The organism is Bradyrhizobium sp. cf659 (assembly GCF_900113725.1).
GTDB lineage: Bacteria > Pseudomonadota > Alphaproteobacteria > Rhizobiales > Xanthobacteraceae > Bradyrhizobium.
This window is the reverse complement of the sequence record NZ_FOQJ01000013.1, coordinates 62,992-89,042: the sequence shown is the minus strand read 5'-3', so window position 1 is coordinate 89,042 and position 26,051 is coordinate 62,992. Positions and strand designations below refer to the sequence as shown.

Here is a 26,051-nt window from a genome sequence, read left to right as displayed (position 1 = left end):
GGCGAGATCGAGGCGCGGCTAATGGCGCAGGATGGTGTCCGCGCGGCCGTGGTGGTCGCGCGCGAGGCCGGCGCCGGCCGCCAGCTGGTCGGCTATGTCAGCGGCGAAGCGCTGGATGGGGTTGCGCTCAAGGCCGCCTTGTCCATGGTGCTGCCGGATTACATGGTGCCGGCGCGGATCGTGGTGCTCGACCGCCTGCCGCTGACGCCGAACGGCAAGATCGACCGCAAGGCGCTGCCGGCGCCGGATCAGCTTGCGGCCTCCGCCCAGCATGTCGCGCCGCGCACGCCGGCGGAAGCGGCGCTGGCCGCGATCTGGGCCGATCTGCTGCGCCAGCCCAAGATCGGCGTCACCGACAATTTCTTCGAGCTCGGTGGCGATTCCATCATCTCGCTGCAAATGGTGAGCCGCGCGCGGCGCGAAGGCGTGCTCATCGAGCCGCGTGACGTGTTCCGGCATCAGACCATCGAGGCACTGATTGCGTCGTCCCGCGATGTCGGCTCCGACAAGGACGCCCCGGCATCGGAGCGCAGCTCGCTCGCGGAGCTGTCTGCCGAGCAGCTTGAACGGCTTGGCCTGGACTGGAGCCGCATCGAGGACGTCTACCCGCTGTCACCGATGCAGCAGGGCATGCTGTTTCACAGCCTGCGCGATGCCGGCAGCGGCGTCTATGTCAACCAGGTCAGTGTCGAGATCCGCGGCCTCGATCCGGAACGCCTTGGCAAGGCCTGGTGCGAGGTGAGCGCGCGTCATCAGATGCTTCGGACCGGTTTCCTGTGGCGTGAGCTCTCCGGCTCTCCGCTGCAAGCTGTCTATCGCGACGCCATCGCGCCGTTCGAGCAAGAGGATTGGCGCGGGCAGGCGATCGGTGACGAGCGGATTGCGGCTGTCCTTGCCGATGAGCGCGCCGCCGAGTTCGATCTCCAGGCGCCGCCGCTACAGCGGGTGCGGCTGCTGCGGCTCCAGGACGACCTGTATCGGCTGATCTGGACCTATCATCATATCCTGATGGACGGCTGGAGCTCGGCGAGGTTCGTCGGAGAGGTCCTGGAGTGCTATTACGGCGGCACGCCTGCTGCGAACGCGACGCGCTACCGCGACTACATCGCCTGGCTGCTGGCGCAGGATGCCAGGGCTGCCGAAGCCTTCTGGCGCGAGCAGCTTAAGAGCTTCGACCAGCCAACCCAGCTCGCCGATGCCTTCGGTGCGCGCCGCCATCAGGCATCCGGCCACGAACGCTGTTACACGCGTCTCGGAGAGACGGCGACCGCGGAACTCAAGGCGTTCGCGCGCCGCGCGCGGATCACGTTGAACACCATCGTTCAAGGTGTGTGGGCGCTGCTGTTGCAGCGCTATACGGGCCAGAACACGGTGACGTTCGGCGTGACGGTGGCAGGTCGTCCGGCTAATCTCGACGGATCCCAGCAGATGCTCGGGCTCTTCATCAACACGCTGCCCGTGATCGAAACGCTTCCGCCCGCCAGCTCCATCGGAGACTGGCTGCGCGCGCTACAGGACCGAAATTCGGCGATCCGGGATTACGAGCACACGCCGCTCTATGACATCCAGGGCTGGGCCGGGCGCGCCGGTCAGACCATGTTCGACAGCATCATCGTGTTCGAGAACTATCCGATCGAACGCAGCATGCACCGCGGCGCCGGCGCGTTGCAGTTCAGCGGCCTGAAGAATGTCGACGTGACGAACTATCCGATGGACCTGTCGGTGCTCGTCGAAGACACGCTTCAGGTCGAGTACACTTATATGCCGAGCCATTTCACCGCAGTGCAGGCGGAGCAGATCAGGGCGCAGTTCGAGCATTTGCTGGCGGCGCTGACGCGGGACGCCTCGGCTCTGCTTGGCGGCATCTCTCCTGTCACGGAGCTCGATGCTGCGCTTGCAGATCGTTGCAATCGTAACGCCAGCTCAAGCCCGCCGCTGCCGCTGGTGCACGCGGCGATCAGCAGTCACGCGCAGCGTCATCCGGAGCGGACGGCGCTGACCATCGGCAGCACGGTGCTCTCGTTCGGAGTCCTCGAGAGCAGGGCCAATCGTCTCGCCCATCACCTGATTGCCCGCGGGCTCAGACCCGAGCAGCGCGTCGGCGTCGTGGTCGAGCGAACAGAAATCACGATGATCGCGCTGCTGGCCGTCCTCAAGGCGGGCGGGGCTTACGTTCCGCTCGATCCCGAGCTGCCATCCGAGCGGCGTGCGTTCGTCATGCGCGATGCCGCAATCGCGGTTCTGTTGACGGGACGGCTCGAGATCGAGGGCAGTCCGGATGGTGTCGAAAGAATTTCGCTGTCCACGTTCGACTTCGACGCGGGACCCGACCGTCCGCCGCAACTTGAATTGCATCCTGAAAGCCTTGCCTATCTGATCTACACCTCGGGCTCGACCGGGACGCCGAAGGGCGTCGCCGTCGCCCACGGCCCGCTGGCGATGCACTGTCACGTCACGGGGAGCCTCTACGAGATCGACGAAAGCTCTTGCGAGCTGCATTTCCTGTCGCTGGCCTTCGATGGCGCCCATGAGCGCTGGCTGACGGTTCTGTCGTATGGCGCACGGTTGTTGATGCGTGACGCCGAATTGTGGACGCCGGAGCAGACGGTCGAGAACCTGCACGCCCATCGCGTCAGCCATATCGGATTGCCGCCGGCCTACCTCCAGCAGGTCGCGGAGTGCGTCGAGCAGAACGGCAACCCGCCGCCGGTCGAGCTCTACTCGTTCGGCGGCGAGGCGATGCCAAAGGCGGGCTTCGACAAAGTCAGGCGCGTTCTCAAGCCGCGCATCCTGATCAATGGCTATGGCCCGACCGAAACCGTCGTCACGCCGCTGGTCTGGAAGGTCGATGGCGCGTCCGAATGCGACACGCCCTATGCGCCGATCGGCGTGCCGGTCGGCGACCGCCGCGCCTACATTCTCGATGGCGCGCTCGACATCATTCCCGCCGGTGTCGCTGGCGAGCTCTATCTCGGTGGTTTCGGGTTGGCGCGCGGCTATCACGGCAAAGCCGGCATGACCGCGGAGCGGTTCGTGCCTGATCCATTCTCGGCGGTGCCGGGCGCCCGGCTGTACCGCACCGGCGATCTGGCGCGATGGCGCGACGACGGGACCGTCGAATATCTCGGCCGCAGCGACGACCAGGTCAAGGTCAACGGCTTCCGCATCGAGCTCGGAGAGATCCAGACCTCGCTGCTCCGTCACGAGGCGATCGCGCAGGCGGCGGTGGTGGCAGTGCCGGGCACAGCTGGAAATCAGCTCATCGCCTATGTCGCGCCGAAGGAGGCAGGCGACGCCTCGCCGGCTGCGGCCGAGGCGCTGGTCGAGAGCTTGACCGGTTTCCTGAAGCAGATCCTGCCGGCCTATATGGTGCCGGCGCGGATCATGGTGCTGGAGCGGCTGCCGACATTGTCGAGCGGCAAGATCGACCGGCGTGCGTTGCCGGCTCCCGACGCGTCGATGCGGAGCTTCGTCGCGCCGCAAGGCCCGGCAGAGACCGCGATGGCCCGCCTGTGGTCCGAAATTCTGAAAGTGCCGCAGGTCGGGGTCACCGACAATTTCTTCGAGCTCGGTGGCAATTCGATTCTGTGCCTCAAGGTCGTGGCGCGGCTCCGTCAGGACAAGGCGTTCGGGATCGAGATCAAGCTGCGCGATCTGCTTCAGAAGCCGACGATCCGTGCGCTGCTCGCCGGCAACGCTACCGCGGCGTCCGCCGTCACGCCCGCGCCATCGGCGCTGTTGCCGCTGAATGCTGCGGTTCGCGGCGTGAACCCGGTGTTCTGCGTGCATGGCGGCTTCGGTACGGTCTTCGACTATGGTCCGCTGGCGCGCCGCCTCGAAGGACGTCGGCAGGTGATCGGCCTGCAATCCAGAATGTTGATCGATCCGTCGTGGACCGACGCCTCGCTCGAAGCCATGGCCATGGACTATGCGGCCGAGATCAGGCTGATGCAGCCGCGCGGTCCCTACAGCCTGGTCGGCTGGTCGCTGGGAGGCCTTCTCGCCAGTCTCGTGGCGGCCGACCTCGAACGCGGCGGCGAGCGCGTCGATCGTCTCGCCATGGTCGACAGCTTCGTGCCGCGGCAGCCGGACGGATCGAGCCGGCAGGAGGCGATCGCCTACTGGGCCGATGATCTCGCCGGATTGCTGTCGGCCGTTCTTCCGAACGCTACGGCTGCTCGCATCGAGGCGCAGGTCGAAGCAGCGAAACGTGCTGATCTGCCCGAGACGCCGCAAAACATTCGCGATCTGGTCGCGGCCTTTGTGGAGCCGGGCAGGAGAGCGCCGGCAGACGACACGTCGCTCGGCGCGGACGATCTGTCCGCCGCGTTCGCGGTCGGACGGCATCTTAACAGGCTGGCCCAGAACACCACGCTGCCGCGCGGCCTCGAAGCCACGCCGCTCTGCTGGTGGACGTCGGCCCGTCTGGCGCAGCGCGATCGGCTGGAATTGCAGCTGCCGACGGCGGTCGATCGTGGCGTCGTGGGCGACAATCATTTCACGATCCTGAAGGACGCCGGCCTGCTCGATGAGGTCTGCGGCGTGCTCGTGCCGGCGACGGCATCGACGATCGTGCAGGACACGGTTCCGGAACCGGCGGAGTGAGCCTTTGAGCCTTGATCCAGATATCGCCGCATTGCTCGAGATGGTGCAGGCAGGTACCGAAAGCGGTGCGCGTATTCCGTTTCCGCAATTGACCGCCGCGCAGGCGCGGGCCGATTTCGATGCGTCCTCGCCGTTGCTCGACGTCGATCCGCCGGCGCTTGGCTACGAGCGCCGTCTCTCGCTGCCGGCGCGGGATGGCGCGATGATCGAGGCGCGGCTCTATGCGAGCGCGGCGCCGAGCGATCGCAGTCCAGTTCCGGTCCTTCTCTACATGCATGGCGGCGGCTTCGTGGTCGGAAGCCTCGATTCGCATCAGCCATTGTGCCGCGGTCTCGCCGAGGACAGCGGCGCGGCCGTGCTGTCGGTCGGCTACAGGCTTGCGCCGGAGCACAAATTTCCCACCGCCTTCGAGGATGCGGTCGATGCGCTGGCCTGGATCGGCCGCGAGGGCCGCGCGATCGGGCTCGATGCGCGCCGCGTTGCCGTCGGCGGCGACAGCGCCGGCGGGACGCTTGCCGCCGCGCTCGCGATCGAGGCGAGGACAAACAGGGGCCTTCCGCAACCGGTGCTTCAGGTTCTCGCCTATCCCGGCCTCAGCTCCCGGCAGACCTCCGCGTCGTACGAGCGATATGGTACTGGCTATCTCCTGGAGCACAGCACCGTCGATTGGTTCTTCCAGCAATATCTCCGCAACGTTTCGGACCGCGACGATTGGCGCTTCGCGCCGCTTGCAGCAAACGATCTATCTGGGTTGGCTCCCGCGTTCATCGTGCTCGCCGAGTTCGATCCCCTGGTGGATGAGGGGAGCGACTATGCGGCACGGCTCCGCGCAGCCGGCGTTCCCGTCGATCTGCACGTCTATCCCGGCATGATCCATGAATTCCTGCGCATGGGGAATGTCGTGGCCGATGCCTTGCAGGCAAGGGCGGCAATCGGGCAGGCGCTGGCCAAGGCCTTTCTTGCCGCGAGCGAAAAGGTGGCTTGATATGGAAATGCGGCGTGAGCGAGGGTATGTCATGATCGTCATTTCTCGTGGCCTCTCTGCAAGGGGCTCCTGAACCGAATCCCATGAGCACCTTTGTCCCAGACCACAGGCTGTCCCGCCGCACGCTTCTCGGCGCGGGTGCGGCGATCGGAGGCACGGCACTTGCCGGTGCATGGCCGATGGCATTTGCCCAAGCCGCCGGATCGCAATCCGGGCCCCGAATTGCCGCGCTCGGCTGGGCCTGTGCCCAGACGATACTGGCGCTCGGCGTCGTGCCGCTGGTGATACCGGAGATCGAGCGCTATGGCCGGCTCGTCGTCGAGCCGCCCGTTCCGTCCGGCGTTCAGGAGATCGGTCTGCGCTCGGAGCCAAATCTCGAGCTGCTACAGAGCTTCGCGCCCGACATCATCGTCATCGATCCCAGCATCGCCGCCGCGGTACCCCGGCTCAAGCTGATCGCGCCGGTCGAAATGTTCACGATCTTCAGACCCGGCGGGCATCCCCTCGACACGGCGCGCCGTTCGACGATGGAGCTTGCGAAGCGTCTCGGGGTGCAGGGAGCGTGCGAGGCCTATTTCGTCCGCTTCGATGTCGCCATGGCCGGCTACCGTGAGCGGCTCCGCGACCGCGGCGGCAAGCCGCTTTATCTCGTCAGCGAGATCGCGCGCAACCGCGCGCTCGTGTTCGGTCCGAACAGCCTCTATCAGGAGGTGCTCGATCAGTTCGGATTGAAGAATGCCTGGACCGGACAGAGCGGCCCATGGGGATATACCAGCGTGGGGCTGGAAGTGCTCGCCGCGGTTCCCGACGCGCGCCTGGTCCTGATGACCTCGCGGGTCGCCGACGTCGAAGCCTTGCTGAAGGCAAGCCCGGTGCTCCGGACCCTGCCGTCTCTTCGGTCGCACCGGCTGACGGTCCTGGACAATCAGTTCTTCTATGGCGGCGTGCCGGCGGCCGAACGTTTCGCCCGTCTCCTCGCCGAACGTCTGCCGCGGGAAAATCATGAGCAAGGTTGATGCGCTGCCGGCCCGGTCCGGCTTCGACATGCATCCGGCGATGCTGATCGGGTTGTTGGTGGCGGTCGTCGCCGCGCTCACTTGGCGGAATCTGTCCGGATATCTGCCCGCCGGCGCGTGGTTGCCGGTGTTGTGGCGGCCCGAGATCACCGATCCGCAGCAGATGCTCGTTCACTACACCGTATTTCCACGCATCGCGGTGGCGCTGCTGGCCGGGGCAGCCCTTGGCCTGGCCGGCACTGTCTCTCAGCAGGTGTTGCGTAATCCGCTCGCCGAACCGAGCACCATCGGTGTCCTGAACGGCGCCTATCTTGCGCTGGCCGTGACGACCCTGCGGGCCCCGTCGCTGCTGGCCTTCGGCCGGGAGTGGATCGCACTGTTCGGCGGGTTCTCTGCGTTCCTGTGCGTGTTCGGGCTGACCTGGAAACGTGCGCTGTCGCCTGTTGTGCTCGTGCTCGCCGGATTGATCGTCAGTTACTACTGCGCCGTGACCACCCAGGCGCTGGTGTTGCTCAACCACGAATATCTGATCGGGCTGTTCATCTGGGGCGCCGGCTTCCTCAACCAGCAGGACTGGAGCAGCGTCACGTTCCTGGCGCCGCGGCTCGTGATTTCGATCGTGCTGATCGCGGCGATGGTTCGTCCGCTGACCCTGCTCGGCTTCGACGACGAGACCGCGCGCAATCTGGGCCTCGGATTGACGAGAGCCCGGGTCTTCGCACTCGTCATCGCGATCGCGCTCAGCGCGTCGGTCGTCAGCGTGGTCGGCGTCATGGGATTTGTCGGCCTGTCCGCACCCGCCATCGTCATGCTGTCGGGCGCGCGCCGCTTTCGCGATCGGCTGATCTGGGCGCCTCTTTGCGGCGCCCTGCTGCTGTTGCTGACGGACCAGCTCGTGCTGTTGATCCCGCCCGGCTATCGCGAAATGCCGGCCGGTGCGGTGACAGCCCTGATCGGCGCGCCGATGCTGCTCGTGTTGCTGCCACGGCTGCGGGCCGCCATGCCGATGGGAAACCTCACGCCATCCGCTCCGCCACGTCTGGATCACCCCTGGCGCGTGATCCTGTTCGCCCTCGTCTTGCTGCTGCTCGCCGTCTGGATCGCACTTGCCCTCGGCGTCGGCTCCGACGGCTGGCGCTGGAGTGGTCTGTCCGGCTTGCAGGAATTCTGGCCGTGGCGCTGGCCGCGCGTGGTGTCGGCGCTGGCCGCGGGCGCGACGCTGGCGGTCGCCGGCACGCTGCTGCAACGAATGACCGGAAACCCAATGGCCGCGCCGGAGGTCATGGGCATCAGCTATGGCGCCGCGATGGGCGTGATCGTTCTGCTCTATCTCTTTCCCGCTCACACGCGACTGGCGCAGATTGCCGCAGCGGGGATCGGCGCCTTCATCGTGCTGGCGCTGGTGCTGCTGTTCAGCCGGCGGTCCGAGTTCAGTCCGGAGCGCGTGCTGCTGGCCGGCGTCGCCATGAGCGCGGCATTCGGCGCGATCATCGCCATGGCGCTGGCGACCGGTGATCCGCGCATCGACACGCTGCTGTCGCTGCTCACCGGGTCGCTCTACCAGATCGGTCCGGCCGAGGCCGCAATCCTCGCCGCCGCGGCGCTCATTCTGCTGATCATGGTGCCGATGCTGTCGCGCTGGCTCGACATCCTGCCGCTTGGACCGGCGACCTCGCGTTCGGTCGGCGTTTCGCTGGCGCGGAGCCGCATCATCATCATGCTGCTGACGGCATTGCTGACGGCAACAGCAACGCTGATGGTGGGTCTTCTGAGCCTGGTTGGATTCATCGCGCCGCACATGGCACGGATGATGGGCGCGCAGCGCGCGCTGCATCAGGCGGCGCTGGCCGCTTTGATCGGGGCGATCCTGATGGTCACGGCGGATTGGGCCGGACGCATGGTGATCTTTCCGTTCCAGATGCCCGCCGGCATTTTCGCGATGATGCTTGCCGGGCCCTATCTTATCTGGCTGCTGCGGCCGCAGCGCGGCTGACGGCGATGCTTGCTCATCGCGCGAAGCTGATGAGATGGCCGTGATCCGGCGACGGCATCACGCCCATCGGGATGCCGTAGATGGTTTCGAGCTCGGCCGGCGTCATGATCTTGTCGGGCGTGCCGCGGGCAATCAGCTTCCCGGAATGGAGCGCGATGATCTCGTCGCAGAAGCGGGCGGCCATGTTGACGTCGTGGAGCACGACGACCACGCCGAGATTGCGTTCGCGGGCGAGCTGCTTGACCAGCGACAGCACCTCGATCTGATGAGCGATGTCCAGCGCCGAGGTCGGCTCGTCGAGCAGCAGGCATTCGGCATCCTGCGCAACCAGCATGGCGATCCAGACCCGCTGGCGCTCGCCGCCCGACAGCGTATCGACCAGCCGGTCCGCGAACGGCTCGATATGGGTCAGCGCCATGGCGTTTGCGACCTTCTCGCGGTCGATGTCGCCGAACCGTCCGAGGGCGCCGTGCCAGGGATAGCGACCGAGTGCGACCAGCTCCTTGACCAGCATGCCGGCGGCGGACGGCGTCTGCTGCGGCAGGTAGGCGACCTTGCGGGCATAGTCCCGATCGCTCCACGCGCGTAGCGCGCGGCCCTCGAAACGAATCGTTCCCGACGAGCTTGGCTGTTGGCGCGCCAACAATTTCAGCAAGGTCGATTTGCCGGAGCCGTTGTGCCCGATCAGCCCGACGACGCTGCGGGCCGGAAGGGACAAGGTGAGCGGTTCGAGCAGCGCGCGCCCGGCTACCGCGAAGCCGACCTGGTCGAGCTCGAACAAGGAGGCGGGCGCTTTTGGCGAGGCCTGCCTGATGTCGGTCGGCAAGGCGAGCGTCGTTTCGCCCGTCTGCGCGTGCTGGAACGTCATGGTTGGCGCAGGCTCCAATAGGCGACGGCCAGATGCTGATCGCGGGAGAGCTTGCGCTCGTCGCGCAAATGGTTTCGCAGGGCCTTCAGCGCCTGCGCCTCACACGCGACCCAGGCGAAGACCTCCCGATGGTCGGGCCATCGCACTGTCTTGACGGCGTCGACCAGGAGCTGCGTCGTCCCGGCCGGACGGCCCTCGCGATGCAGCCAGCGGACCGCTACGCCGCTCGGCGCGACCAGCGGAACTTCTTCGCGCCGATCGGCGACCTCGATGAAGACCTCACCCGTCGCCGTCGCCGGCAGCGTCTCGAGAATTCGCGCGATGGCGGGCAGGGCGGTTTCGTCGCCCGCCAGCAGCAACCAGCGCGCCGGACGAATGCCGCGGCCGAGCGGGCCGGCCATGCCGCAGATGGCGCCGGCCTTCGCATCGACGGCAAACGCCGAGCCCGGTCCGGCGTGATCATGGACCACGAAGTCGATATCGATCTCGCGACTCTGCAAGTCGATGCGGCGGATCGTGTAATAACGCGTGATGGGCCTGCGGTCGGGCTCAGGCCACAGGATACGTCCGTCGGGAGCGGGCCACGGCCATTCGGGCTTGGCGAGGCCTTCGGGCGGGAAGTACAGCCGCACGTGCAGGTCGTCGTCGTTCACGAAACGGGCGATGTCGTCGCCGGTGAAGGTCAGCCGCCGCATGTGCGGCGTCAGGGTGATCGCGGCTTTCAGCCGCACCTCGCGGAAGTTGGCCAGCATGCCGCCGTTGGATTCATGACCGGACCAAACGATGGTCGGAGCAATGTCTCCCGCGAACTCGATCACATGCGAGGCGACGACCGAGCGCAGCATTTCCAGATTGCCCTTGTCGTTGGCCTCGACGCGGATCTTGAGCGCTTCGGCCTCGACGGCGAGGGAACTGGTGCCGAACGGCAGTTTCGCCACCATGAGGCCGTCCCGGTCCTCGAAGGCGATGTCATGCTCGGCCAGATGATCGATCATCCGCGCAGCGAGGCCGGCGGCATCGGGAAGCGCGATGCGGGTCTCGGAGATAAGCAAGTCCAAAGTCATTCTCCACCGGGCCTGTCCGATGCTGGCCTGCAAGCGCTTCGATGTCCGGATGTCGCGGCCTGGCACGGCGCTGGATCAAAATCCTGCTCGCTCGCCGGCTGCGATGCAAAGGCGATACTACCCGCATCATATTAAAGGCATTGCCGATCCCAAATTAGAATCCATCGAAACAGCGGAGAAAATGAGCGCTGGAATTGCGGTGCTGCCATCATGTATTCGCATCACATCGGCACGGCTTGTTCCGATCGTGACGGGCCGTATAGGTTCGCTTCAGGTCTCCTCCAGCGCGGCTCTCATCATGAACTCACGAAGCGGCCTGACGGCGCAGATCCTGCACCTCCTGCGGCCTTACTGGCCGCTCGTGCTCGGCGGCATCGTTCTGGGGCTGGTTGGTGGCGCCAGCGTCGCGGCGTTGCTCGCGGTCGTCAATCACGGGCTCTATGCCACGCAGGCCGACGTCGTAACGCTGCTTCTCGCATTCGCCGGCCTGTGCCTCCTGATTTTGATCGGTTCCATCGGTGCCGATATCAGCGCCAATTACGTCGGACAGCGGATCATCGCCGAGCTTCGCAAGTCGCTGGCCGCCGGAATCCTGGCCGCGCCGATCGATCAGCTCGAAATCTACCGGACGCATCGTCTGATCCCTGTCCTCACGCAGGACGTCGACACGATCAGTGATTTCGCGTTCTTCTTTTCGTCCTTCTTCGTATCGCTCGTGATCGCGCTTGGCTGCATGGTTTACCTGGCGGTGCTGTCGTGGCCGCTTTTCCTGATCACGGGAGCCGTCATCGTCTTGGGGTCGCTGGCGCATGGATATGCAAGGACCCGAGGCGTTCACGGCTTCAGTGCCGCGCGCGATTCGGAGGATCAGCTGCACAAGCAGTATCGCGCGATCGCCGAGGGCGCCAAGGAGCTGCGTCTCAATCGCGTCCGCCGTCGGCGCGTCTATGTCGAGCAACTCCAGCAGACCGTCGACCGGATCAGCTCGGTGCAGATCAGGTCGATCAATCTGTTCGTGACGGCGCGGGCGTTCGGCACGATGCTGTTTTTTGTCGTGATCGGCGTGGCGCTGACTTTGCGGCCGTTCCTGTGGCCCGACAGTCCCGCCGCAGTGTCCAGCGGCTTCGTGCTGGTGCTGCTCTATATGCGCGGACCCATTGATCAGGTCATCGGTATCCTGCCGGCGCTTGGCCGCGCCCAGGTCGCGATGCGCCGCATTGCGGAGCTCTCGGAGCAGTTCTCGACCCCCGAGCACGATCTGCTGGCCACTGCTCCCACTGCGCCGGGCAAGACCATGGTCGAATCCATCGAGCTGCGCGGCGTAACCTATGCCTTTCGCGCCGTGCCGGGCAGTGTCCCCTTTGTCCTTGGGCCGGTTGATCTGCTTGTTCGGCGGGGCGACATCGTCTTCATCGTGGGACAGAATGGAAGCGGAAAGACGACCCTCATCAAGCTGTTGCTGGGCCTATATGCTCCGCACGGCGGCACGCTGCTTCGCGACGGCTTGCCCGTCCTGACGGAGACGCGGGACGACTACCGCCAGCTCTTCACGACCATTTTTTCCGACTACTATCTGTTCGAGGATCTCATACGTGGAGAAGGCGTGGTTCCGGATGTCGCGGAGCGATATCTCCAGCGGCTGGAGGTCGCGCACAAGGTCTCTGTCGAGAACGGCGTGTTTACGACGACGGACCTGTCGACCGGACAGCGCAAGCGATTGGCCCTGATGAATGCATGGCTCGAGGAAAGACCCGTCCTGGTGTTCGACGAGTGGGCCGCGGATCAGGACCCGGCGTTCCGGCACATCTTCTACACGGAGCTGCTGCCCGATCTGAAGCGTCTCGGAAAGACCATCATCGTGATTTCACACGATGATCGCTATTTCGGGATTGCCGATCAACTCGTGCGGCTGCGCGAAGGCAAGATCGTCGCAAGCGAGGCGAAGGCGGATAACCTCGCGGCAGCTTCCGCAGTTCCGACCGACGCGCCGCTTTAGATCTATTGTGGCGAAGTGCGGGTGCTTTTTTGTCGCACGCGAACGTCAACATGCGATCCTGTTTTGCGACGGACCGTCGGATTTGTAGAGAATCTAATCTGCGTGTGCGCGCATTCCTTGTCAGCCTGTAGGCGAGTGATCTACACCTCGCGTCAGCGATGATCGAGATGCGAGGGCCGGATGAACAAGGCTTCGGATTCCGGGACCGGGCCTCGTGCGTTCCCGGTCGGCCCATATTCCGCTCTGACCGTTTTCCAGGAGGGCGATCGCCTTCGCGTCGTCGCCGACGAGGTGACGGCGTTGGAGTTGCGTCTGCGGGAGCGGGTCGATCATCTCGAGGTCCTGAATGCGTCGGACGACCGTGAGCTTGCGGCACGAGCCGTGTCGGCGTCTGCCGAGGCGCTGTTTGCCTGGCGGCCGGGTGCGGATCGGCTCGTTCTGGATTTCGGCGGTGGAGCGTCGCTTGCTCGGGAGCTGATCGATAGCGGCCTGGCCATCATGTCCGAGGGGCAACTGGTGCTGCTTCCCGAACTGGTCATGCAGCGACGGGACAATTGGCTGGTGAATCCCGGACAACCGCCATTGCCGCAACTCCACGTCATGACGGACGGACGGCGACATCCGCGACGGGCCGCAAAGCCGACGGGAAAAGTGTATGGCCGGTTCATCCCCTGGCTGTCGGAGGTCATCTCGTTTCGCGTGGCCGACCTCGAGAACGATCTCCATTTGTTGCATCGCTGGATGAATGACCCTCGCGTCGATGCGTTCTGGAACGAGGCGGGCGATCTCGACAAGCATCGACGATATCTGGCCGGCATCCTGGCTGATCCTCATATGCTGCCGCTGATAGGCTGCTTCGGTGATGAGCCGTTTGGCTATTTCGAGCTCTATTGGGCCAAGGAAAATCGCATCGCGCCGTTCTATGATGCCGGCGACTATGACCGGGGTTGGCACGTGGTCGTGGGCGAGGATGCCTTTCGCGGTCGCCGTTACATCAGCGCGTGGCTGCCCTCGCTGATGCACTACATGTTTCTCGACGATTGCCGTACGCAGCGGATCGTCGGGGAGCCGGCGGCGGCGCATTCCCAGCAGCTTCGCAATCTCGAGCTCTCGGGGTTTGCGAAGATCAAGAATTTCGACTTTCCCCACAAGCGGGCGACCCTGGTGATGCTGTTGCGCGAGCGCTTCTTCGCCGATCGACTCTGGCTTCCGGCAGCCGCCGGTCCGGCGGTCTCGTCCTAAAGCGCAAGCGGAGCGCGGCTTCATGTCTCATCAACTTGCGATCGAGCACGACGTCATCGGCGTCGGATTCGGGCCTTCCAACCTCGCGCTTGCCATCGCATTGGACGAATGCGCGAAGCGATCGCGGCTGAAATGCGCGCCGCTGTTCGTGGAGAAGCAGCCGCACTTCACCTGGCATGGCGGCATGCTGCTTCCAGGCAGCGACATGCAGATATCGTTTCTCAAGGATCTGGTCTCCTTGCGCGATCCGACCAGTCCCTTCACCTTCGTGAATTATCTGCACAAGCGCGGTCGCTTGCTGGAGTTCATCAACTGCCGGACGTTCCATCCGAGCCGCGTCGAGTTCAATGATTACCTCCAGTGGGTGGCGGACCATTTCAAGTCGCAGGCCGCTTACGGCGAGACCATCGTCGCCATCGAGCCGGTGACGGCCGGGCAGACCGTGACGTCGTTGCGCGTCCATTCACGGTCGCTCGCCGGCGGAGAGACTGTGCGCCTCGCACGAAATCTCGTGGTCGCGGTGGGAGGCCAGCCGTATGTCCCGCAGGTGTTCGCCAAGGCCGCTGACGATCGCAGACTGCTGCATTCCAGCCGCTATCTCGACCTGATCGAGCGTGTCGTCCCGCGCGGTCGGGCCGCGCGCGTGGCCGTCGTCGGCGGCGGACAGAGCGCGACCGAGGTGACGGTCGACCTCCATGGCAGATGTCCCGAGGCGCACATCGATCTGATCTTCCGCGGCCATGCTCTCAAGCCGTCCGACAGCAGCCCCTTCGTCAACGAGATCTTCAACCCGGACTATACCGATTTTGTCTACGCGCAGCCCGCCGAGCGGCGGGACGCGATCGTCCGCAATTTCCGAAATACGAACTATGCGGTGGTCGATTCCGATCTGCTGGACCAGTTGTACCGGCTGCTCTACCAGCAACGCGTCGGTGGCGACGCAAGGATCGCATTGCGTCCCCGCAGCGAGATTACAAATGTGAATGTGGGACCGGACGATATCGAAATCGGCCTGATCGACAAGTTCCGCGGCGAAAGCCGTCGTTCGACCTATGACGTCGTCGTGCTGGCGACGGGATATGACAGGGAAACGCCGCACGGGTTTCTCGAACCGGTCCGTCGCTACATTCGCGATGCGGCGCTGGACCGCAATTACAGGCTCGTGACCAGCCCGGCGTTCCGGCCGCAGATCCACCTCCAGGGCTATTCGGAATCCTCCCACGGCTTGAGCGATACGCTGATTTCGGTTCTTGCCGTACGCTCCCAGGAGATTGCGGAGTCACTGCTCTCGACCATTTCGCGCCGGGAGCTCATCGCCTAACCTGACCCGCGGCGATGATGTGCCATTGCTCTGCCGGACCAAGTGCATCCGGCACGGCAAGCACGGCCGGAGAGGATCCCGCATCGACGACCAATGTGTGCGGTGACACCGAAAAACCGACGCCGGCGGCCTTGAGGATTGCTTCCTTCAACGTCCAGTAGCGCAGGAAGAGACGGGACCGCAGCGCTTCGGGCGTTCTTGCGAACGTCCTGCGTTCCTCTGGCGACAGCGCGACTTCGATCAACTCGTCGAGATCGGATATCTGCCGAAGCGGCTCGATATCCACCCCGATGGGCATGTATGCCGCTGCAACGGCGACCGCGCCTCTGGCATGGCTCAGGCTGAAGTCGAGCCCCGTGGGAGCGTCAACGAGCTGGGGTTTGCCCAGCGGGGATGTCTCAAATCGCATCCGGTCGGCTGCCTGCCCTGTCAGGGCCCCCAACAGGAGACGCGCGCCGGCGTGTGCGGCAAGATAGCTCATTCGATCTTCCGCGTGGAGAAATCGTGCCAGACGCCTGGATTCTTCAGCGTCGAGCAACATCTCGGCTTCGTCGACACGGAGCGCTGCGTCGCTGCCGAGCGTCGCGCTTCGCAAGTGATGCGTCGCGCCCAACCACAAGAGGATCTCCCGCGGATTCTGCAACTCGGCTGGCCCGCGAATGCACGGATCCGGCAGAAATTGCAGGCGCAATTGACTGAGCGGAACCACAGATTTGACGGCGATCGACCAAGCGAAGGTCTCGCTTGCAAGCCGAGCCGATAACGCAGTTGCAAATGGTCCGCATTCCGTCTCCAGCTGCCTCGTCTCCATTCATTCGCGATGTCCGATAGATGCAATTTGGCGTGTTCCGAGATCGATTTGGAGTTTCCTCGACCTAGAACTTGTCTAATCGCGATCAACCGTGGCGTGTATACCCGGGACAACGCCGAACGGCTCTGCTAGAGATGTTCTTAGAACGATCTTTGGAATGTTTGCAGGTTCGGGTGGAACTGACCGTGAGGAAAGCCTTCGTTCTCAAGCAAAGCCACAGTCATTTGCCGGAGCGGATTGCAGTCATATTGGTTCACAGCCCACTTGCGGCGCTGATCGGCAGGGAGCCGTTGACGCGCATGAACTATCTCCTCGAGATCGCGTCGCTTCATACCAGGGCCGAACTCCTGGCGCAGCCCGGCCTGGGACGTTCGGGAGTGCGCCGGATCGAGAAGTGGATGTCCTCTCATGGACATCGCCTTCGCGATGTCGGCGAAAGTCTCGATAGCGTCATCTGTCACTTTGCCTTCCGGCATCGTTCCGTCCGGAAAGGCAGTCGCGATTGCCCTTCCTTGTCGGCAATCGCCTCGGTCTCAGAAGAGCGCTTGCGAGAAACAGCTTCTTAAAATTTTGGTTCGCCCTGCTACGTCATCATTGTCAGTAGCCATAAGGCCAGACTGGCCTCGCGCGGCTCCGAGTCCGTTTCGTGGCCGAATGCCCGATTGGATGCCGAATGCGCCAAACGCTCATGCGCTCTTGTGGCTCGGTCGCAGATGGGGCCACAAGAAGAACTCTTGATTGCATGGTTATCGAGGAAAAGCCGAAGAAATTGTATGCTCGAGGAGCAGAGAGGTGCGTTTGCCTCTTCGGAGCCTTGATTGATAAAGCTGCTTTCCATCACGACCCTTGGTAGTCGCTGGATGCAATAATCGGGAGGCACGAACGAGGTCTTGCGATTCGAACCCCTCGGTGAATTCTTCATAGATCGGCGCAAGCAATTGGAGGGCCTTACGCCTGCGGCCAAGCGCCATCCAATGCCAATGGTGGTCGCGATGCCGCCGGCCTCGTGGAGCATCTGCGGCACGATGCATCCTTGAACGGCTTCATTCCACGGGGCTGGGCTCCTGGAACAGGCCGCTCGACGCCGCCCGGCACCTTCGAGGATCACGTCAAGGACATGGCGATGTGGGGTGCGGCTGGACAGCCCTGTCCGAAGTGAAAAATCTCTTCATGTGGAGCCAACCCAAGCGAATTGAAGCTAGCTTTGATTTCCAGTTTGTTGGCGCAGCGGCTGCGAAAGGACAAGCCGGGCGAGAGGCTTGCTAAGATCCGATCGGGTTAAAAGCCGATGACGAAGGTCGTGGGCTGCCATCAAGCCAATGTTGCCGAACAAGCCGCGCGGCGTACCGCGGGTGAATGACCGCCGTGGACTCAACGGCATCTTCTGGGTTTTACGATCCGGGGCGCCATGGCTGCAGGCCAGTCGCCATGCTTCGCTGCCGGTGACTATCGGCTCGCCAACAAACTTCTTTCAACGCCGGGCTTGACCGCGAAGTGTTGGTATCGAGCGGATTCGATGAGGAAATAAGGAAGTAAAATCATATTATTGCATGCCAATATCCATTACCTCGCGGGTAATGGAAGGGGTGAACCCCGCATGCTAGGTTTTCGACCATGAACGCACATGCATCCACGGCGCATACCGAGCGCAGCCAGCCAATCCATATCGGTGATCATTTGCGCGAATGGCGGCAGCGCCGCCGCATGAGCCAGCTCGATCTGGCGGGCGAGGCCGAGATCTCGGCGCGGCATCTGAGCTTCGTCGAGACCGGCCGTGCCGCGCCCTCGCGCGACATGGTGCTGAGACTCGCCGAGCGTCTCGACGTGCCCTTGCGCGAACGCAACGTGCTGCTGGTCGCCGCCGGCTTTGCGCCGGCGTTTCCGCAGCGCCCGCTGGAGGATCCTGCCTTGAAATCAGCCCGCCAGGCGATCGACCTCGTCCTCAGGGCACACGAGCCCAATCCCGCGCTCGCGGTGGACCGGCACTGGAACCTGGTCTCCGCCAACCGCATGGTGGCGCCGCTGCTCGACGGCATTCCGCAGCGGCTGCTCGGCCAGCCCTTCAACGTGCTGCGGCTCGCTTTCCATCCCGAGGCGCTGGCGCCGCGCACGGTCAATCTCGCGGAGTGGTGCGGGCATCTTCTGGAGCGGCTGCACCGCCAATGCGAAGCGACGGCCGATCCGGAGCTGATCAAGCTCTACAACGACCTGAAGAGCTACCCGATCCCGGCGCGATCGGCGCCGCTGTCGAGCGACAATGTCGCCATCCCCTTCAAGCTGCGCCACGAGGGGGAGATACTCAGTTTCTTCTCCACCACCATGGTGTTCGGCACGCCCGTGGACATCACCCTGTCGGAGCTTGCGCTGGAGACGTTCTTTCCGGCCGACGAGCGTACCGCGGAGCGGCTGAAGCAGATGGCAGCAGCTATGAGCTAGCGCCCTTGCCTCGGGCCGGGTTCTGCCTATCTTTGGGCGAACCCTTGAAGTGCCCGAAGGAGGCGCCTGACATGAGCACGCTGAAACCGCTCCAGATCGACGTCGTCTCCGACGTGGTGTGCCCCTGGTGCTATATCGGCAAGCACCGCATCGAGAGCGCGCTGGCGCTCGTGCCCGACGTTCCGGTCAAGCTGAATTTCCGTCCCTTCTTCCTCAATCCCTGGGTGCCGCGCGAGGGCATCAGCCGCGAGGACTACCTCACCAAGAAATTCGGCTCGGTCGAGGCCTATAAGGGCATTGCGGGGCGCGTCGTCGCGGCCGCGAGCGAGGAGGGCCTCGTCTACAAGCCGGAGTTGGTGGCGCGTCAGCCCAACACGACCGACTGCCACCGCCTGATCCTGTGGGCCGAAGCGATCGGCAAGGCGCCCGAGATGAAGCAGCGCCTGATGGAGCTCTACTTCCGCGATGGCGGCGACCTCACCGATGTGAACGTGCTGGTGCAGGCGGCCGCCGATGTCGGTCTCGATGCCGACGACGTGCGCCGGCGCCTTGCCACCGACGAGGACGTCGCGCGCGTCTCGGCCGACGCGCAGGAAGCCGCCGAGAAGGGCATCTCCGGCGTGCCGACCTATGTGTTCGCGCAGAAATACGCCGTCTCCGGCGCGCAGGATCCGAACCTGCTAGCCCGCGCTATCCGCGAGGTCTCGGCGGAAATCAACGCGCAGGCGGCGGAGTAGGTTTCGCTTATTTGCGGAGGCGGCGGACCACCCGTCGCGCGGCCTCGTGCGCGGCGTTGAGGCCGACCAGTGCTGCGTGAATGAGCGCCACGACCGGATCGTTCCGCCGCAGCGGGATCAGCACGTCACCGATTGCGAAGCGTCCCCGCCAGATCGGGTTGATCATGGGGTGGTCGGCGCTCGCCGTGGAATCCGCACTGGCGATGGCAGGGTCGGCGCAGAGGTGGCGGGTGAGGTCGAGCGTGAGCTGCACGCCCGGCGAATATCTTGCAAAGCCTTCGTCGATGCCGAGCTTGAAGAAGAAGGCGCGGTCCTGATGGCGCAGCACGATGCCGGCAGCCACCGGAATCGTGCCGGCGCGCAAGCTGACGATCTCGCACTGCGCGGTCTCTGCCAGCGCCGCCACCGCGCGGCGGATGAAGGCCGCATCGCCCGCATGCTGGATCAGCGCGGTGCCGCGCTGGCCCTTCCAGCCGCTGGCTTCGAGTTGCAAGAATGTTTCGAGTGCGGGCCTGATGTCGTCAGGCCGGCGCGCGACCTCGAACACGACGGGCCCGTGCTCTTCGAGCCGATGGCGCAGACGGCGCAGCTCCTTGAGCTTCTTGGTGCCCAGCGCCTCGCGCAGCAGCGTCTCGCCATCCTGCGTCGCGTCGAGGCTGGCGCGGATGTAGGAGCTGAGAACACGCGGCTTCAAGCCGTCGCGATGCAGGACCTGATTGAGTGACGCCATCGCCGCGCCGTCGAGCGCGACGTCGTTCAGCACGAGCGCATGGGCTCCGGCCTCGCGCGCCCGCTGCAACAGATGCCTCGCCGCCTCGGTCGGAGCGTCGCGGTCGATCAGCGGGCTGCACAGCGTGCCATAGGGATGCGCGCTCACCAGCGCGGGCAGGGGAATCTTCCATGCCTGCCACAGCGAGATCACCGGCATCAGCCCGATCAGCCGCGTCGAAGATCCGTCGAATGCGGGCAGCGCCGAGGCATCCGTGCGACCGCGCGCGGTTGCACTGACGGCGAGCTCCCAGGCGGGCAGGTAATATCCGTTCGGCTCGACCGCGCGCTGCGCGAGCGCGCGCCATTGACCAGCCTCGATCGCACCAAGCGGGACGAGCACACGCGCCGCCGCGGCATGCTTTGCCGATGCCGGATTGATCGCTGCCTGGTGCGCGATGTCGACCACGTCCCGTCGTCCCCGTTCACGCGGGCTGAGCCCGGGTTACGCCGTCATCCTTAGCGCAAAGATTGGAAAATACCGTTGGAGCGCCGCTTCAATTCGAGCGGTAATGTTAACGTCTCATTCAGCATCCGGCGGCGGCCGCCGGATGCGCCATGGAATGCGGGAGCTACTGCTCGCCCGGCACGAAATGATCGCGGGCGCTTGCGCGCCCGCCGCCGGCCGTGTCGGTGATGGCGATATCGATGTCACGCGAGGTCTTCGGCAGGTCGTTGGGGCCGACCTGCACCGACAGCCTGACCTCGCGGGTCTGGTCCTGCCCGACCTCGATGACGGGCTTGCCGTCGCGGCTGGCGTCGATGCCGGCGACGCGAATGGTTGCGCCGGGCAGACCGGTGACCGCGAGCGCAAACGATCGCTGCGCGCCCTTGTTGAGGATGCGGACGGTGTAGTCGTTGCGCACCCCGCCATCCGAGAGCTGGACGAAGAGGGGATTGCGCTCATGCAGCACGTTGACGTCCATCGTCGTACGGGTCGCGAGGGCATAGAGCATGATGCCGCCGACGATGGCGATGGCCGCGGCATAGATCAGCGTGCGCGGACGGATGATGCGGTAGAGCGGCGCCTTGCCCTCGCGCCGGCGCTGCATGTTGATGTCCGTGTCGTAGCCGATCAGGCCGGCGGGCCGGCCGATCTCGCGCATCACGTTGTCACAGGCGTCGATGCACAGGCCGCACTGGATGCAGCCGAGCTGGATTCCGTTGCGGATGTCGACGCCGGTCGGGCAGACATTGATGCACTGGTGGCAATCGACGCAGTCGCCGGCGAGATCACCATGCGCGCGGGCGGCGTCCGCCTTCTTCACCGACATACGCGGCTCGCCACGGTCGCGGCGATAGGTGACGTTGAGCGCCCATTCGTCGGTCAGCGCCGCCTGGATGCGCGGCCACGGACACATGTAGATGCACATCTGCTCGCGGGCGTGACCGGCAAAGACATAGGTGGTGGCGGTGAGGATGCCGATCCAGAGATAGGCGATGAACGGGGCCTGGAAGGTGGCAAGCTCCTTCACCAGCGTCGGCGCGTCGGAAAAATAGAGCACCCAGGCGCCGCCCGTCCACCAGGCGATCATGATCCAGAGAAAGTGCTTCAGCACGACCTTCCGGATGTGATCGAACGTCCAGTAGCGCTTGTCGCCCTGCATGCGCTCGCGCCGGTCGCCCTCGACCCAGCGCTCGACCGCGTAGAACAGGTCGGTCCACACCGTCTGCGGACACATGTAGCCGCACCACAGCCGGCCGGCGACCGCGTTCATCAGGAACAGCGTCATCGCCGCGATGATCAGCAGGCCGGTGAAATAGTAGACCTCCTGCGGCCACAGCTCGATGAAGAAGAAGTAGAAGCGCCGATGCGGGAAATCGATCAGCACGGCCTGGTCGGGCAGGCCGGGTCCGCGATTCCAGCGCACGAAGGGGAGGAGATAATAGGTCCCGAGCGTGACGCAGAGGATCGCCCATTTGATGCGGCGGAAAGGGCCGTGGACGGATTGCGGATAGACCTTCCTCCGCTTCTCGTAGAGAGGTCCCTCGATGAAAGTGTCGTCGCTCATGCTGCGCTTCCCGCGTTTGCGTCAGCGAAGCCCTATTCCGGTGCACAGAAGAGACGGTACAAGGTCTCCAGCACCGAGCGGACCTCCTGGCTCGCGATGCTGTAGTATATCGTCTGGCCGTCCCGCCTGGGTTTGACCAGGCTCAATGCGCGCATCTTTCCGAGATGCTGGGATAGTGCGGCCGACGACAGGCCTGCGATGTCGGCGAGTTCGCCGACGGACTTTTCGCCGTCCAGCATGTTGCAGAGAACCAGCAGCCGCTTGGGATTGCCCATGGCGGAGAGGAGGCGGGAGGCCTCTTCGGCCTTCTCCTCCAGAGCGAGCAGTTCCTGATTCCGGGGCTTGCGCTTCATGACTGTCCAATATATTAGTATATTCGAAAATACGAAGCAACTGAAATGACGGTATTCGGTGCCCGAGGGGCGCCCCCGATCCGGAGGGCTCATGGTCTCGACATCATTTACACCGATCGCCTCCCTCGCTGGCGGCGTCCTGATCGGCGTCGCCGCCGTTCTGCTGATGTGGGCGACGGGACGGATTGCCGGGGTCAGCGGCATCGCGGCGCGGCTGTTCCCACCCTATGAGGACGGCGAATTCGCCGGGCGTTTCGCCTTCGTCGCCGGTCTCGTCGCCGCGCCCGTGCTGGTGCGGCTTATCACCGGAAGCCTGCCGGCGCAGACGATCGAGGCGGGGACGACCGTTCTGATTGTCGGCGGATTGCTCACGGGTTTCGGTTCGGTGTGGGGCAGTGGCTGCACCTCCGGCCACGGCGTCTGCGGCTTGTCGCGGCTCTCGGTGCGCTCGCTGGTCGCGACCGTCACTTTCATGGCGGCCGGCATGGCGACCGTCTTCCTGATGCGGCACTGGAGCTGATGACGATGGCAATCCTGGTCCAATTCGCGATCGGCCTGATCTTCGGTCTCGGCCTTATCGTCTCCGGCATGTCGAACCCGGCGAAGGTTCTGAACTTCCTCGACATCGGCGGCATCCCGGCAGGCACGTGGGACGCCAGCCTTGCCTTCGTGATGGCGGGCGCGGTGGCCGTGACCTTCATCGGCTTCAGCCGCGTCCTGAAGCTCGCGCGGCCGTTCTTCGCCGAACGATTTTATCTTCCGACGCGAAGCGACATCGATCCCAGGATCGTCGCAGGTCCCGCGATCTTCGGTGTCGGCTGGGGACTGGCGGGTTTCTGTCCGGGTCCGGCGCTGACGGCGCTCGGGTTCGGCTCGGCCTCCGCCTTCATCTTCGTTGCGGCGATGTGTGCCGGCATGGTGCTCGCCCGCTTCGTCGATCACCGGCCGTCATTGACGCGCTTCGTCACGCCGGCCGATCCGCTCGAAACCTGAAGTCACCGCGAAAGAGTAAGTCATGGACAAGAACTATCCAGAGATCACCCGGCAAATCTCCGCCAACATGCGCAAGCTGCGAAGCGACATTCCTGACACCATGAAGGGATTTGCCGCGCTGGCCCAGGCCGCGACGCGTGACGGCGCGCTGGACAAGAAGACCAAGGAACTGATCGCGCTGGCGCTCGGCGTCGCCGCGCATTGCGACGGCTGCATCGGCTTTCACACCGAGGCCCTCGTCAAGCTCGGCGCGACGCGCGAGGAGGTCGAGGAGACGCTCGGCATGGCCGTCTATATGGGCGGCGGGCCGTCGCTGATGTACGCCGCCGATGCGATCGCAGCCTACGAACAATTTCAGCAGCAATCGGTTGCCGCCTGACGCCGGTGATCGGATGCAGCCATATGGAAGGGACCGGGCGAGTTGTCTCGTCCGGTCCCGTCCGTCTTGGATCTACTGATTACCAGCGGTCGTCGACACCGACACCCACGCTGACACCAGGCGCGCGAATGCCGACGCCGGCGCGCGGACGATCGTCCCAGTCGCGATAGACGCGGCGTTCATAATAGCGCTCGCGCGGCATGGCGTTGTAGGAGTCGCGCACGATCACGCGCGCCCCGCCACGGGTGCGATAGCAATTGCCGGCGTCATCGCAGACGAGCCGGACTTCCTGGATGAGATCGGGGTTGGTGTATTCGCTGGTCGTGTAGATGTCGGCTGCCTTCGCGCCGCTCGCCGCAGCGAGGGCCCCGACGCCGGCCAGCAGTGCAATCGCAAATGTCCGCATCATATCCTCCTCCGAAACTGCCCTCTGCGGGTACAAGAAGGGGAGGCGGCGATCGTTCCGGTCTAAATGCAGGATTTTCCCGGAACTGGATTTGGCGTGCCGGAAATGTTCCCCGAGGCGACACCCGCCAATCCGGCGAAGCATCATGATTGCTTCGAGCCGTCTGCCGATTTCCACTCTGGGGTAGGTTGAAGCAGCACTGTGGATCTGGTCTCGGATGCGCCCGATATGTTCCGCCTTACACAGGGCAGACGACGAGGCCTGTCAGATCGGCTCATAAACCTCGGACCCGCAGATGTCGTCGGCTTCCGCGCGACGGCGATCGACAACCTTTCCGCCGGTGATGGTCACGATGTAGGTCTGGGCGCCAAGCGCGGTGCCGGTTGCGGAGGTGAGCTGCGCGCGGACGCAGGCGGTCCAGCCGGGCCCTCGCACCTCACGATGCGGCGTGGCGACGTGCACCTCGCGCGGATAGGACGTGTTGAGGAAGACGACATCGATCTGCTCGCGCACCACGCGCTTGACGTCGGGTGGCGGCTCGGGCGCTGGCTGCTCGGCTTCCTTCATGCGCATGAACTCGGGCACCGGCGCGCGGCTGTCGGCAATACCGCAGGCACCGAGCGCGAGCGCGCCGGCCAGCAGCGCCGCATGAGCAATGATCCGCAACATCCGTGAAGGGTCCCCCCGCGGGCGAACAGATAGGCACGAATGCGATCTGGCGAAGTCCTGGCCGATCAAGATTTGCTGAAGGCCTGGAACCCACGGCATTTGCTATTAGGGGATTGCAGGCTAGTTTGTACCCCAGACGAAGGGGATTGCGTCAATGAAGATTTTGGTCATAGCGGCTGCGGTGCTGGCATTGGTGGGCAGCTCGGCTGAGGCGCAGATGAGTGGCGGCAGACGCCAGCCTAACGAGGGCGGCCAGAAGGCCGACAACAAGCCCAAGGTCGACGAGGGGGCCTACAAGGCGGCGCTCGAGCGCATTCCGGAGCCCAAGGATAAGTATGATCCGTGGGGCGGGGCGCGTCCGCCCGAACCTGCCAGGAAACCCAAATAAACCCGATGGGCGCTGGCGACAGGCCAGTGCCATCTGATCGCTGCCACCGAGGATCTCGATCAGCCCAGTGGAAGAGTTGGCGGCGTCGTCGGCGATCGCACGCGTGCTGGCGACCTGCGCCTTGCGTCGCTGCCATCGTAGCAGGCACTCATAACCAAGTTGTGGATGCGATACGAACAGTCGTTCACATCATGCGCGCTATTGCACGAAAGCGAGACCGACGCGCCTGTCGCTGCGCCACACAGGGCGGCAACTCCGCACGAAATTGTCGCGCGCGATCGAGAGTGTGAATGATTGCGGCAATGTGACGGGAGTCTCGAGGTCGATTGCAGCGCCGTCTGCGGATATGTTTCGCACGGTGCACGCGACGCCGCTGTTTTCAAAGGTGATCTTTCCACCCTTGAAAACACGGTGACGCTGCGCTGCACGTTTCTCGATCATCCGCGTTGATCCACAATGATGATTGTGAAGTAGTGCATAGAAATTACGTTGAACTAAACTCAATACTGGCGCTACTTGCACAGCGCTTCAGACTTCGTTTACGACATTGAAGCGGAGTCTCCCTCTCCGCCGACTTTCCCCACAAGCCTTTTTTGCGGCGTTACGCGCCGATGGAGATACTGATGAAGACCACGCTTTCGATTTTGTTCGCCGCAGCGCTCTCGCTGTCATCGGTGCCCGCCCACGCCGTCAAGTGGGACCTCTCGACCATGAGCTGCAAGCAGTTCCTCGAGAGCGGCGAAGACAACATCCAGGTCGTGCTGACTTGGATGGACGGCTGGTACAAGGGCGACGAGGACAACGCGATCATCGACACCGACGTGTTCATCGAGAACGCCAAGAAGTTCGGGGCCTATTGCGGAAAGAATCCGACCGCCAGCATCGTCACCGCGGCCGACGAAGTGCTCGGCAAGTAAGCTGTGCAACGTCTGGGGCGCGATTGAAATCGCGCTTCGGCCTTCTGCTTCGATGCGATCGTCATCGAGAGCCGCGGTGCGCTTGAGCGCTC

The 26,051-nt window shown here is 64.3% G+C and carries 24 protein-coding genes and 1 pseudogene; 15 read left to right on the top strand and 10 right to left on the bottom strand.

Going from position 1 to position 26,051, the window contains the following annotated elements; translation table 11 throughout:
* Positions 1 to 21 precede the first annotated feature (21 nt).
* From BM118_RS42705 to fhuB, 4 genes are all read left to right on the top strand, one after another.
* Positions 22 to 4,605 carry an amino acid adenylation domain-containing protein gene (locus BM118_RS42705; protein WP_349529787.1) on the top strand — a complete coding sequence of 1,528 codons (4,584 nt, stop codon included), beginning with the start codon at positions 22 to 24 and terminating at the stop codon, positions 4,603 to 4,605.
* A 4-nt stretch (positions 4,606 to 4,609) separates the two neighbouring features.
* On the top strand, positions 4,610 to 5,590 hold the full coding sequence (locus BM118_RS34795) for an alpha/beta hydrolase (protein ID WP_092191783.1): 981 nt from the start codon (positions 4,610 to 4,612) through the stop codon (positions 5,588 to 5,590).
* 83 nt (positions 5,591 to 5,673) lie between these two features.
* Positions 5,674 to 6,606 (top strand): ABC transporter substrate-binding protein, encoded by a 933-nt coding sequence (locus BM118_RS34790; protein WP_092191781.1) that lies wholly within the window; start codon positions 5,674 to 5,676, stop codon positions 6,604 to 6,606.
* Positions 6,593 to 8,599 carry a Fe(3+)-hydroxamate ABC transporter permease FhuB gene (gene fhuB, locus BM118_RS34785; RefSeq protein WP_092191779.1) on the top strand — a complete coding sequence of 669 codons (2,007 nt, stop codon included), beginning with the start codon at positions 6,593 to 6,595 and terminating at the stop codon, positions 8,597 to 8,599. The genes BM118_RS34790 and fhuB overlap by 14 nt, the downstream gene beginning before the upstream one ends.
* A gap of 13 nt (positions 8,600 to 8,612) precedes the next feature.
* Here fhuB and BM118_RS34780 read toward each other — a convergent pair whose 3' ends face one another.
* A complete protein-coding gene (locus tag BM118_RS34780) occupies positions 8,613 to 9,467 on the bottom strand; it encodes an ATP-binding cassette domain-containing protein (RefSeq protein ID WP_092191777.1) in 855 nt (284 codons plus the stop codon).
* On the bottom strand, positions 9,464 to 10,525 hold the full coding sequence (locus BM118_RS34775) for a siderophore-interacting protein (RefSeq protein WP_177234965.1): 1,062 nt from the start codon (positions 10,523 to 10,525) through the stop codon (positions 9,464 to 9,466). The genes BM118_RS34780 and BM118_RS34775 overlap by 4 nt, the downstream gene beginning before the upstream one ends.
* 25 nt (positions 10,526 to 10,550) lie before the next feature.
* Here BM118_RS34775 and BM118_RS34770 point away from each other — a divergent pair, with 25 nt between their 5' ends.
* From BM118_RS34770 to BM118_RS34760, 3 genes are all read left to right on the top strand, one after another.
* On the top strand, positions 10,551 to 12,527 hold the full coding sequence (locus BM118_RS34770) for a cyclic peptide export ABC transporter (RefSeq protein ID WP_349529748.1): 1,977 nt from the start codon (positions 10,551 to 10,553) through the stop codon (positions 12,525 to 12,527).
* 180 nt (positions 12,528 to 12,707) lie between these two features.
* Positions 12,708 to 13,769 carry a GNAT family N-acetyltransferase gene (locus BM118_RS34765; RefSeq protein WP_092191771.1) on the top strand — a complete coding sequence of 354 codons (1,062 nt, stop codon included), beginning with the start codon at positions 12,708 to 12,710 and terminating at the stop codon, positions 13,767 to 13,769.
* A 22-nt stretch (positions 13,770 to 13,791) separates the two neighbouring features.
* Positions 13,792 to 15,090, top strand: coding sequence for a lysine N(6)-hydroxylase/L-ornithine N(5)-oxygenase family protein (locus BM118_RS34760; protein WP_092191769.1), 1,299 nt, complete (start codon positions 13,792 to 13,794; stop codon positions 15,088 to 15,090).
* Here the strand turns inward: BM118_RS34760 and BM118_RS34755 are convergent.
* Together BM118_RS34755 and BM118_RS34750 are read right to left on the bottom strand one after the other, a co-directional pair.
* A complete protein-coding gene (locus BM118_RS34755) occupies positions 15,080 to 15,901 on the bottom strand; it encodes a 4'-phosphopantetheinyl transferase family protein (protein ID WP_092191767.1) in 822 nt (273 codons plus the stop codon). The genes BM118_RS34760 and BM118_RS34755 overlap by 11 nt on opposite strands.
* A gap of 140 nt (positions 15,902 to 16,041) precedes the next feature.
* A complete protein-coding gene (locus BM118_RS34750) occupies positions 16,042 to 16,377 on the bottom strand; it encodes a hypothetical protein (RefSeq protein WP_092191765.1) in 336 nt (111 codons plus the stop codon).
* A gap of 834 nt (positions 16,378 to 17,211) precedes the next feature.
* On the opposite strand from BM118_RS34750, the pseudogene BM118_RS42795 reads away from it, so the two are divergent.
* The 3 genes and pseudogenes from BM118_RS42795 to BM118_RS34730 form a co-directional block, all read left to right on the top strand.
* Positions 17,212 to 17,379, top strand: a pseudogene (locus BM118_RS42795) (transposase); the annotation flags it as partial.
* Between the two features lie 136 nt (positions 17,380 to 17,515).
* Positions 17,516 to 18,337, top strand: a complete 822-nt coding sequence (locus BM118_RS34735) for a helix-turn-helix domain-containing protein (RefSeq protein WP_092191763.1) — start codon at positions 17,516 to 17,518, stop codon at positions 18,335 to 18,337.
* Positions 18,338 to 18,408: 71 nt separating this feature from the next.
* Entirely contained in the window at positions 18,409 to 19,074 is a 666-nt protein-coding gene (locus BM118_RS34730) for a DsbA family oxidoreductase (RefSeq protein WP_092191761.1), read from the top strand.
* 7 nt (positions 19,075 to 19,081) lie between these two features.
* Here BM118_RS34730 and BM118_RS34725 read toward each other — a convergent pair whose 3' ends face one another.
* From BM118_RS34725 to BM118_RS34715, 3 genes are all read right to left on the bottom strand, one after another.
* Positions 19,082 to 20,251 (bottom strand): GNAT family N-acetyltransferase, encoded by a 1,170-nt coding sequence (locus tag BM118_RS34725; RefSeq protein ID WP_092191759.1) that lies wholly within the window; start codon positions 20,249 to 20,251, stop codon positions 19,082 to 19,084.
* Positions 20,252 to 20,414: 163 nt separating this feature from the next.
* A complete protein-coding gene (gene ccoG, locus BM118_RS34720) occupies positions 20,415 to 21,854 on the bottom strand; it encodes a cytochrome c oxidase accessory protein CcoG (protein WP_092191757.1) in 1,440 nt (479 codons plus the stop codon).
* Positions 21,855 to 21,886: 32 nt separating this feature from the next.
* Positions 21,887 to 22,207 carry an ArsR/SmtB family transcription factor gene (locus BM118_RS34715; RefSeq protein WP_027548594.1) on the bottom strand — a complete coding sequence of 107 codons (321 nt, stop codon included), beginning with the start codon at positions 22,205 to 22,207 and terminating at the stop codon, positions 21,887 to 21,889.
* A gap of 91 nt (positions 22,208 to 22,298) precedes the next feature.
* Here BM118_RS34715 and BM118_RS34710 point away from each other — a divergent pair, with 91 nt between their 5' ends.
* Genes BM118_RS34710 through BM118_RS34700 form a run of 3 tightly spaced genes read left to right on the top strand, consistent with a single transcriptional unit; the run spans position 22,299 to position 23,579 of the window.
* Positions 22,299 to 22,727 (top strand): YeeE/YedE family protein, encoded by a 429-nt coding sequence (locus BM118_RS34710; RefSeq protein ID WP_092191755.1) that lies wholly within the window; start codon positions 22,299 to 22,301, stop codon positions 22,725 to 22,727.
* A gap of 5 nt (positions 22,728 to 22,732) precedes the next feature.
* A complete protein-coding gene (locus tag BM118_RS34705; RefSeq protein WP_092191986.1) occupies positions 22,733 to 23,200 on the top strand; it encodes a DUF6691 family protein in 468 nt (155 codons plus the stop codon).
* Between the two features lie 22 nt (positions 23,201 to 23,222).
* Positions 23,223 to 23,579 carry a carboxymuconolactone decarboxylase family protein gene (locus BM118_RS34700; RefSeq protein ID WP_027548597.1) on the top strand — a complete coding sequence of 119 codons (357 nt, stop codon included), beginning with the start codon at positions 23,223 to 23,225 and terminating at the stop codon, positions 23,577 to 23,579.
* Between the two features lie 79 nt (positions 23,580 to 23,658).
* Here BM118_RS34700 and BM118_RS34695 read toward each other — a convergent pair whose 3' ends face one another.
* Positions 23,659 to 23,988: a hypothetical protein gene (locus BM118_RS34695; RefSeq protein WP_177234964.1), complete on the bottom strand. Its 330-nt coding sequence runs from the start codon at positions 23,986 to 23,988 to the stop codon at positions 23,659 to 23,661.
* A gap of 261 nt (positions 23,989 to 24,249) precedes the next feature.
* The gene (locus BM118_RS34690) at positions 24,250 to 24,654 is read right to left on the bottom strand and encodes a hypothetical protein (RefSeq protein WP_177234963.1); all 405 of its coding nucleotides are present in this window, start codon (positions 24,652 to 24,654) and stop codon (positions 24,250 to 24,252) included.
* A 154-nt stretch (positions 24,655 to 24,808) separates the two neighbouring features.
* Between BM118_RS34690 and BM118_RS34685 the strand changes: the two genes are divergently transcribed.
* Positions 24,809 to 25,042 (top strand): hypothetical protein, encoded by a 234-nt coding sequence (locus BM118_RS34685; protein WP_092191749.1) that lies wholly within the window; start codon positions 24,809 to 24,811, stop codon positions 25,040 to 25,042.
* A 198-nt stretch (positions 25,043 to 25,240) separates the two neighbouring features.
* On the opposite strand, the gene BM118_RS34680 is transcribed toward BM118_RS34685, so the two are convergent.
* Positions 25,241 to 25,483, bottom strand: coding sequence for a PilZ domain-containing protein (locus tag BM118_RS34680; protein ID WP_177234962.1), 243 nt, complete (start codon positions 25,481 to 25,483; stop codon positions 25,241 to 25,243).
* Positions 25,484 to 25,665: 182 nt separating this feature from the next.
* Between BM118_RS34680 and BM118_RS34675 the strand changes: the two genes are divergently transcribed.
* Complete coding sequence (locus BM118_RS34675) at positions 25,666 to 25,959, top strand: HdeA family protein (RefSeq protein WP_177234961.1); 294 nt, start codon at positions 25,666 to 25,668, stop codon at positions 25,957 to 25,959.
* Positions 25,960 to 26,051 lie beyond the last annotated feature (92 nt).

Bases quoted from the DNA above. Each gene is read 5' to 3' on its own strand.
- BM118_RS42705 (WP_349529787.1), top strand. From the start codon at position 22: ATGGCGCAGGATGGTGTCCGCGCGGCCGTGGTGGTCGCGCGCGAGGCC.
- BM118_RS34790 (WP_092191781.1), top strand. From the start codon at position 5,674: ATGAGCACCTTTGTCCCAGACCACAGGCTGTCCCGCCGCACGCTTCTC.
- fhuB (WP_092191779.1), top strand. From the start codon at position 6,593: ATGAGCAAGGTTGATGCGCTGCCGGCCCGGTCCGGCTTCGACATGCAT.
- BM118_RS34780 (WP_092191777.1), bottom strand. From the start codon at position 9,467: ATGACGTTCCAGCACGCGCAGACGGGCGAAACGACGCTCGCCTTGCCG.
- BM118_RS34770 (WP_349529748.1), top strand. From the start codon at position 10,551: ATGCTGGCCTGCAAGCGCTTCGATGTCCGGATGTCGCGGCCTGGCACG.
- BM118_RS34765 (WP_092191771.1), top strand. From the start codon at position 12,708: ATGAACAAGGCTTCGGATTCCGGGACCGGGCCTCGTGCGTTCCCGGTC.
- BM118_RS34760 (WP_092191769.1), top strand. From the start codon at position 13,792: ATGTCTCATCAACTTGCGATCGAGCACGACGTCATCGGCGTCGGATTC.
- BM118_RS34755 (WP_092191767.1), bottom strand. From the start codon at position 15,901: ATGGAGACGAGGCAGCTGGAGACGGAATGCGGACCATTTGCAACTGCG.
- BM118_RS34750 (WP_092191765.1), bottom strand. From the start codon at position 16,377: ATGCCGGAAGGCAAAGTGACAGATGACGCTATCGAGACTTTCGCCGAC.
- BM118_RS34735 (WP_092191763.1), top strand. From the start codon at position 17,516: ATGAACGCACATGCATCCACGGCGCATACCGAGCGCAGCCAGCCAATC.
- BM118_RS34730 (WP_092191761.1), top strand. From the start codon at position 18,409: ATGAGCACGCTGAAACCGCTCCAGATCGACGTCGTCTCCGACGTGGTG.
- ccoG (WP_092191757.1), bottom strand. From the start codon at position 21,854: ATGAGCGACGACACTTTCATCGAGGGACCTCTCTACGAGAAGCGGAGG.
- BM118_RS34715 (WP_027548594.1), bottom strand. From the start codon at position 22,207: ATGAAGCGCAAGCCCCGGAATCAGGAACTGCTCGCTCTGGAGGAGAAG.
- BM118_RS34710 (WP_092191755.1), top strand. From the start codon at position 22,299: ATGGTCTCGACATCATTTACACCGATCGCCTCCCTCGCTGGCGGCGTC.
- BM118_RS34705 (WP_092191986.1), top strand. From the start codon at position 22,733: ATGGCAATCCTGGTCCAATTCGCGATCGGCCTGATCTTCGGTCTCGGC.
- BM118_RS34700 (WP_027548597.1), top strand. From the start codon at position 23,223: ATGGACAAGAACTATCCAGAGATCACCCGGCAAATCTCCGCCAACATG.
- BM118_RS34695 (WP_177234964.1), bottom strand. From the start codon at position 23,988: ATGATGCGGACATTTGCGATTGCACTGCTGGCCGGCGTCGGGGCCCTC.
- BM118_RS34690 (WP_177234963.1), bottom strand. From the start codon at position 24,654: ATGTTGCGGATCATTGCTCATGCGGCGCTGCTGGCCGGCGCGCTCGCG.
- BM118_RS34685 (WP_092191749.1), top strand. From the start codon at position 24,809: ATGAAGATTTTGGTCATAGCGGCTGCGGTGCTGGCATTGGTGGGCAGC.
- BM118_RS34680 (WP_177234962.1), bottom strand. From the start codon at position 25,483: ATGATCGAGAAACGTGCAGCGCAGCGTCACCGTGTTTTCAAGGGTGGA.
- BM118_RS34675 (WP_177234961.1), top strand. From the start codon at position 25,666: ATGAAGACCACGCTTTCGATTTTGTTCGCCGCAGCGCTCTCGCTGTCA.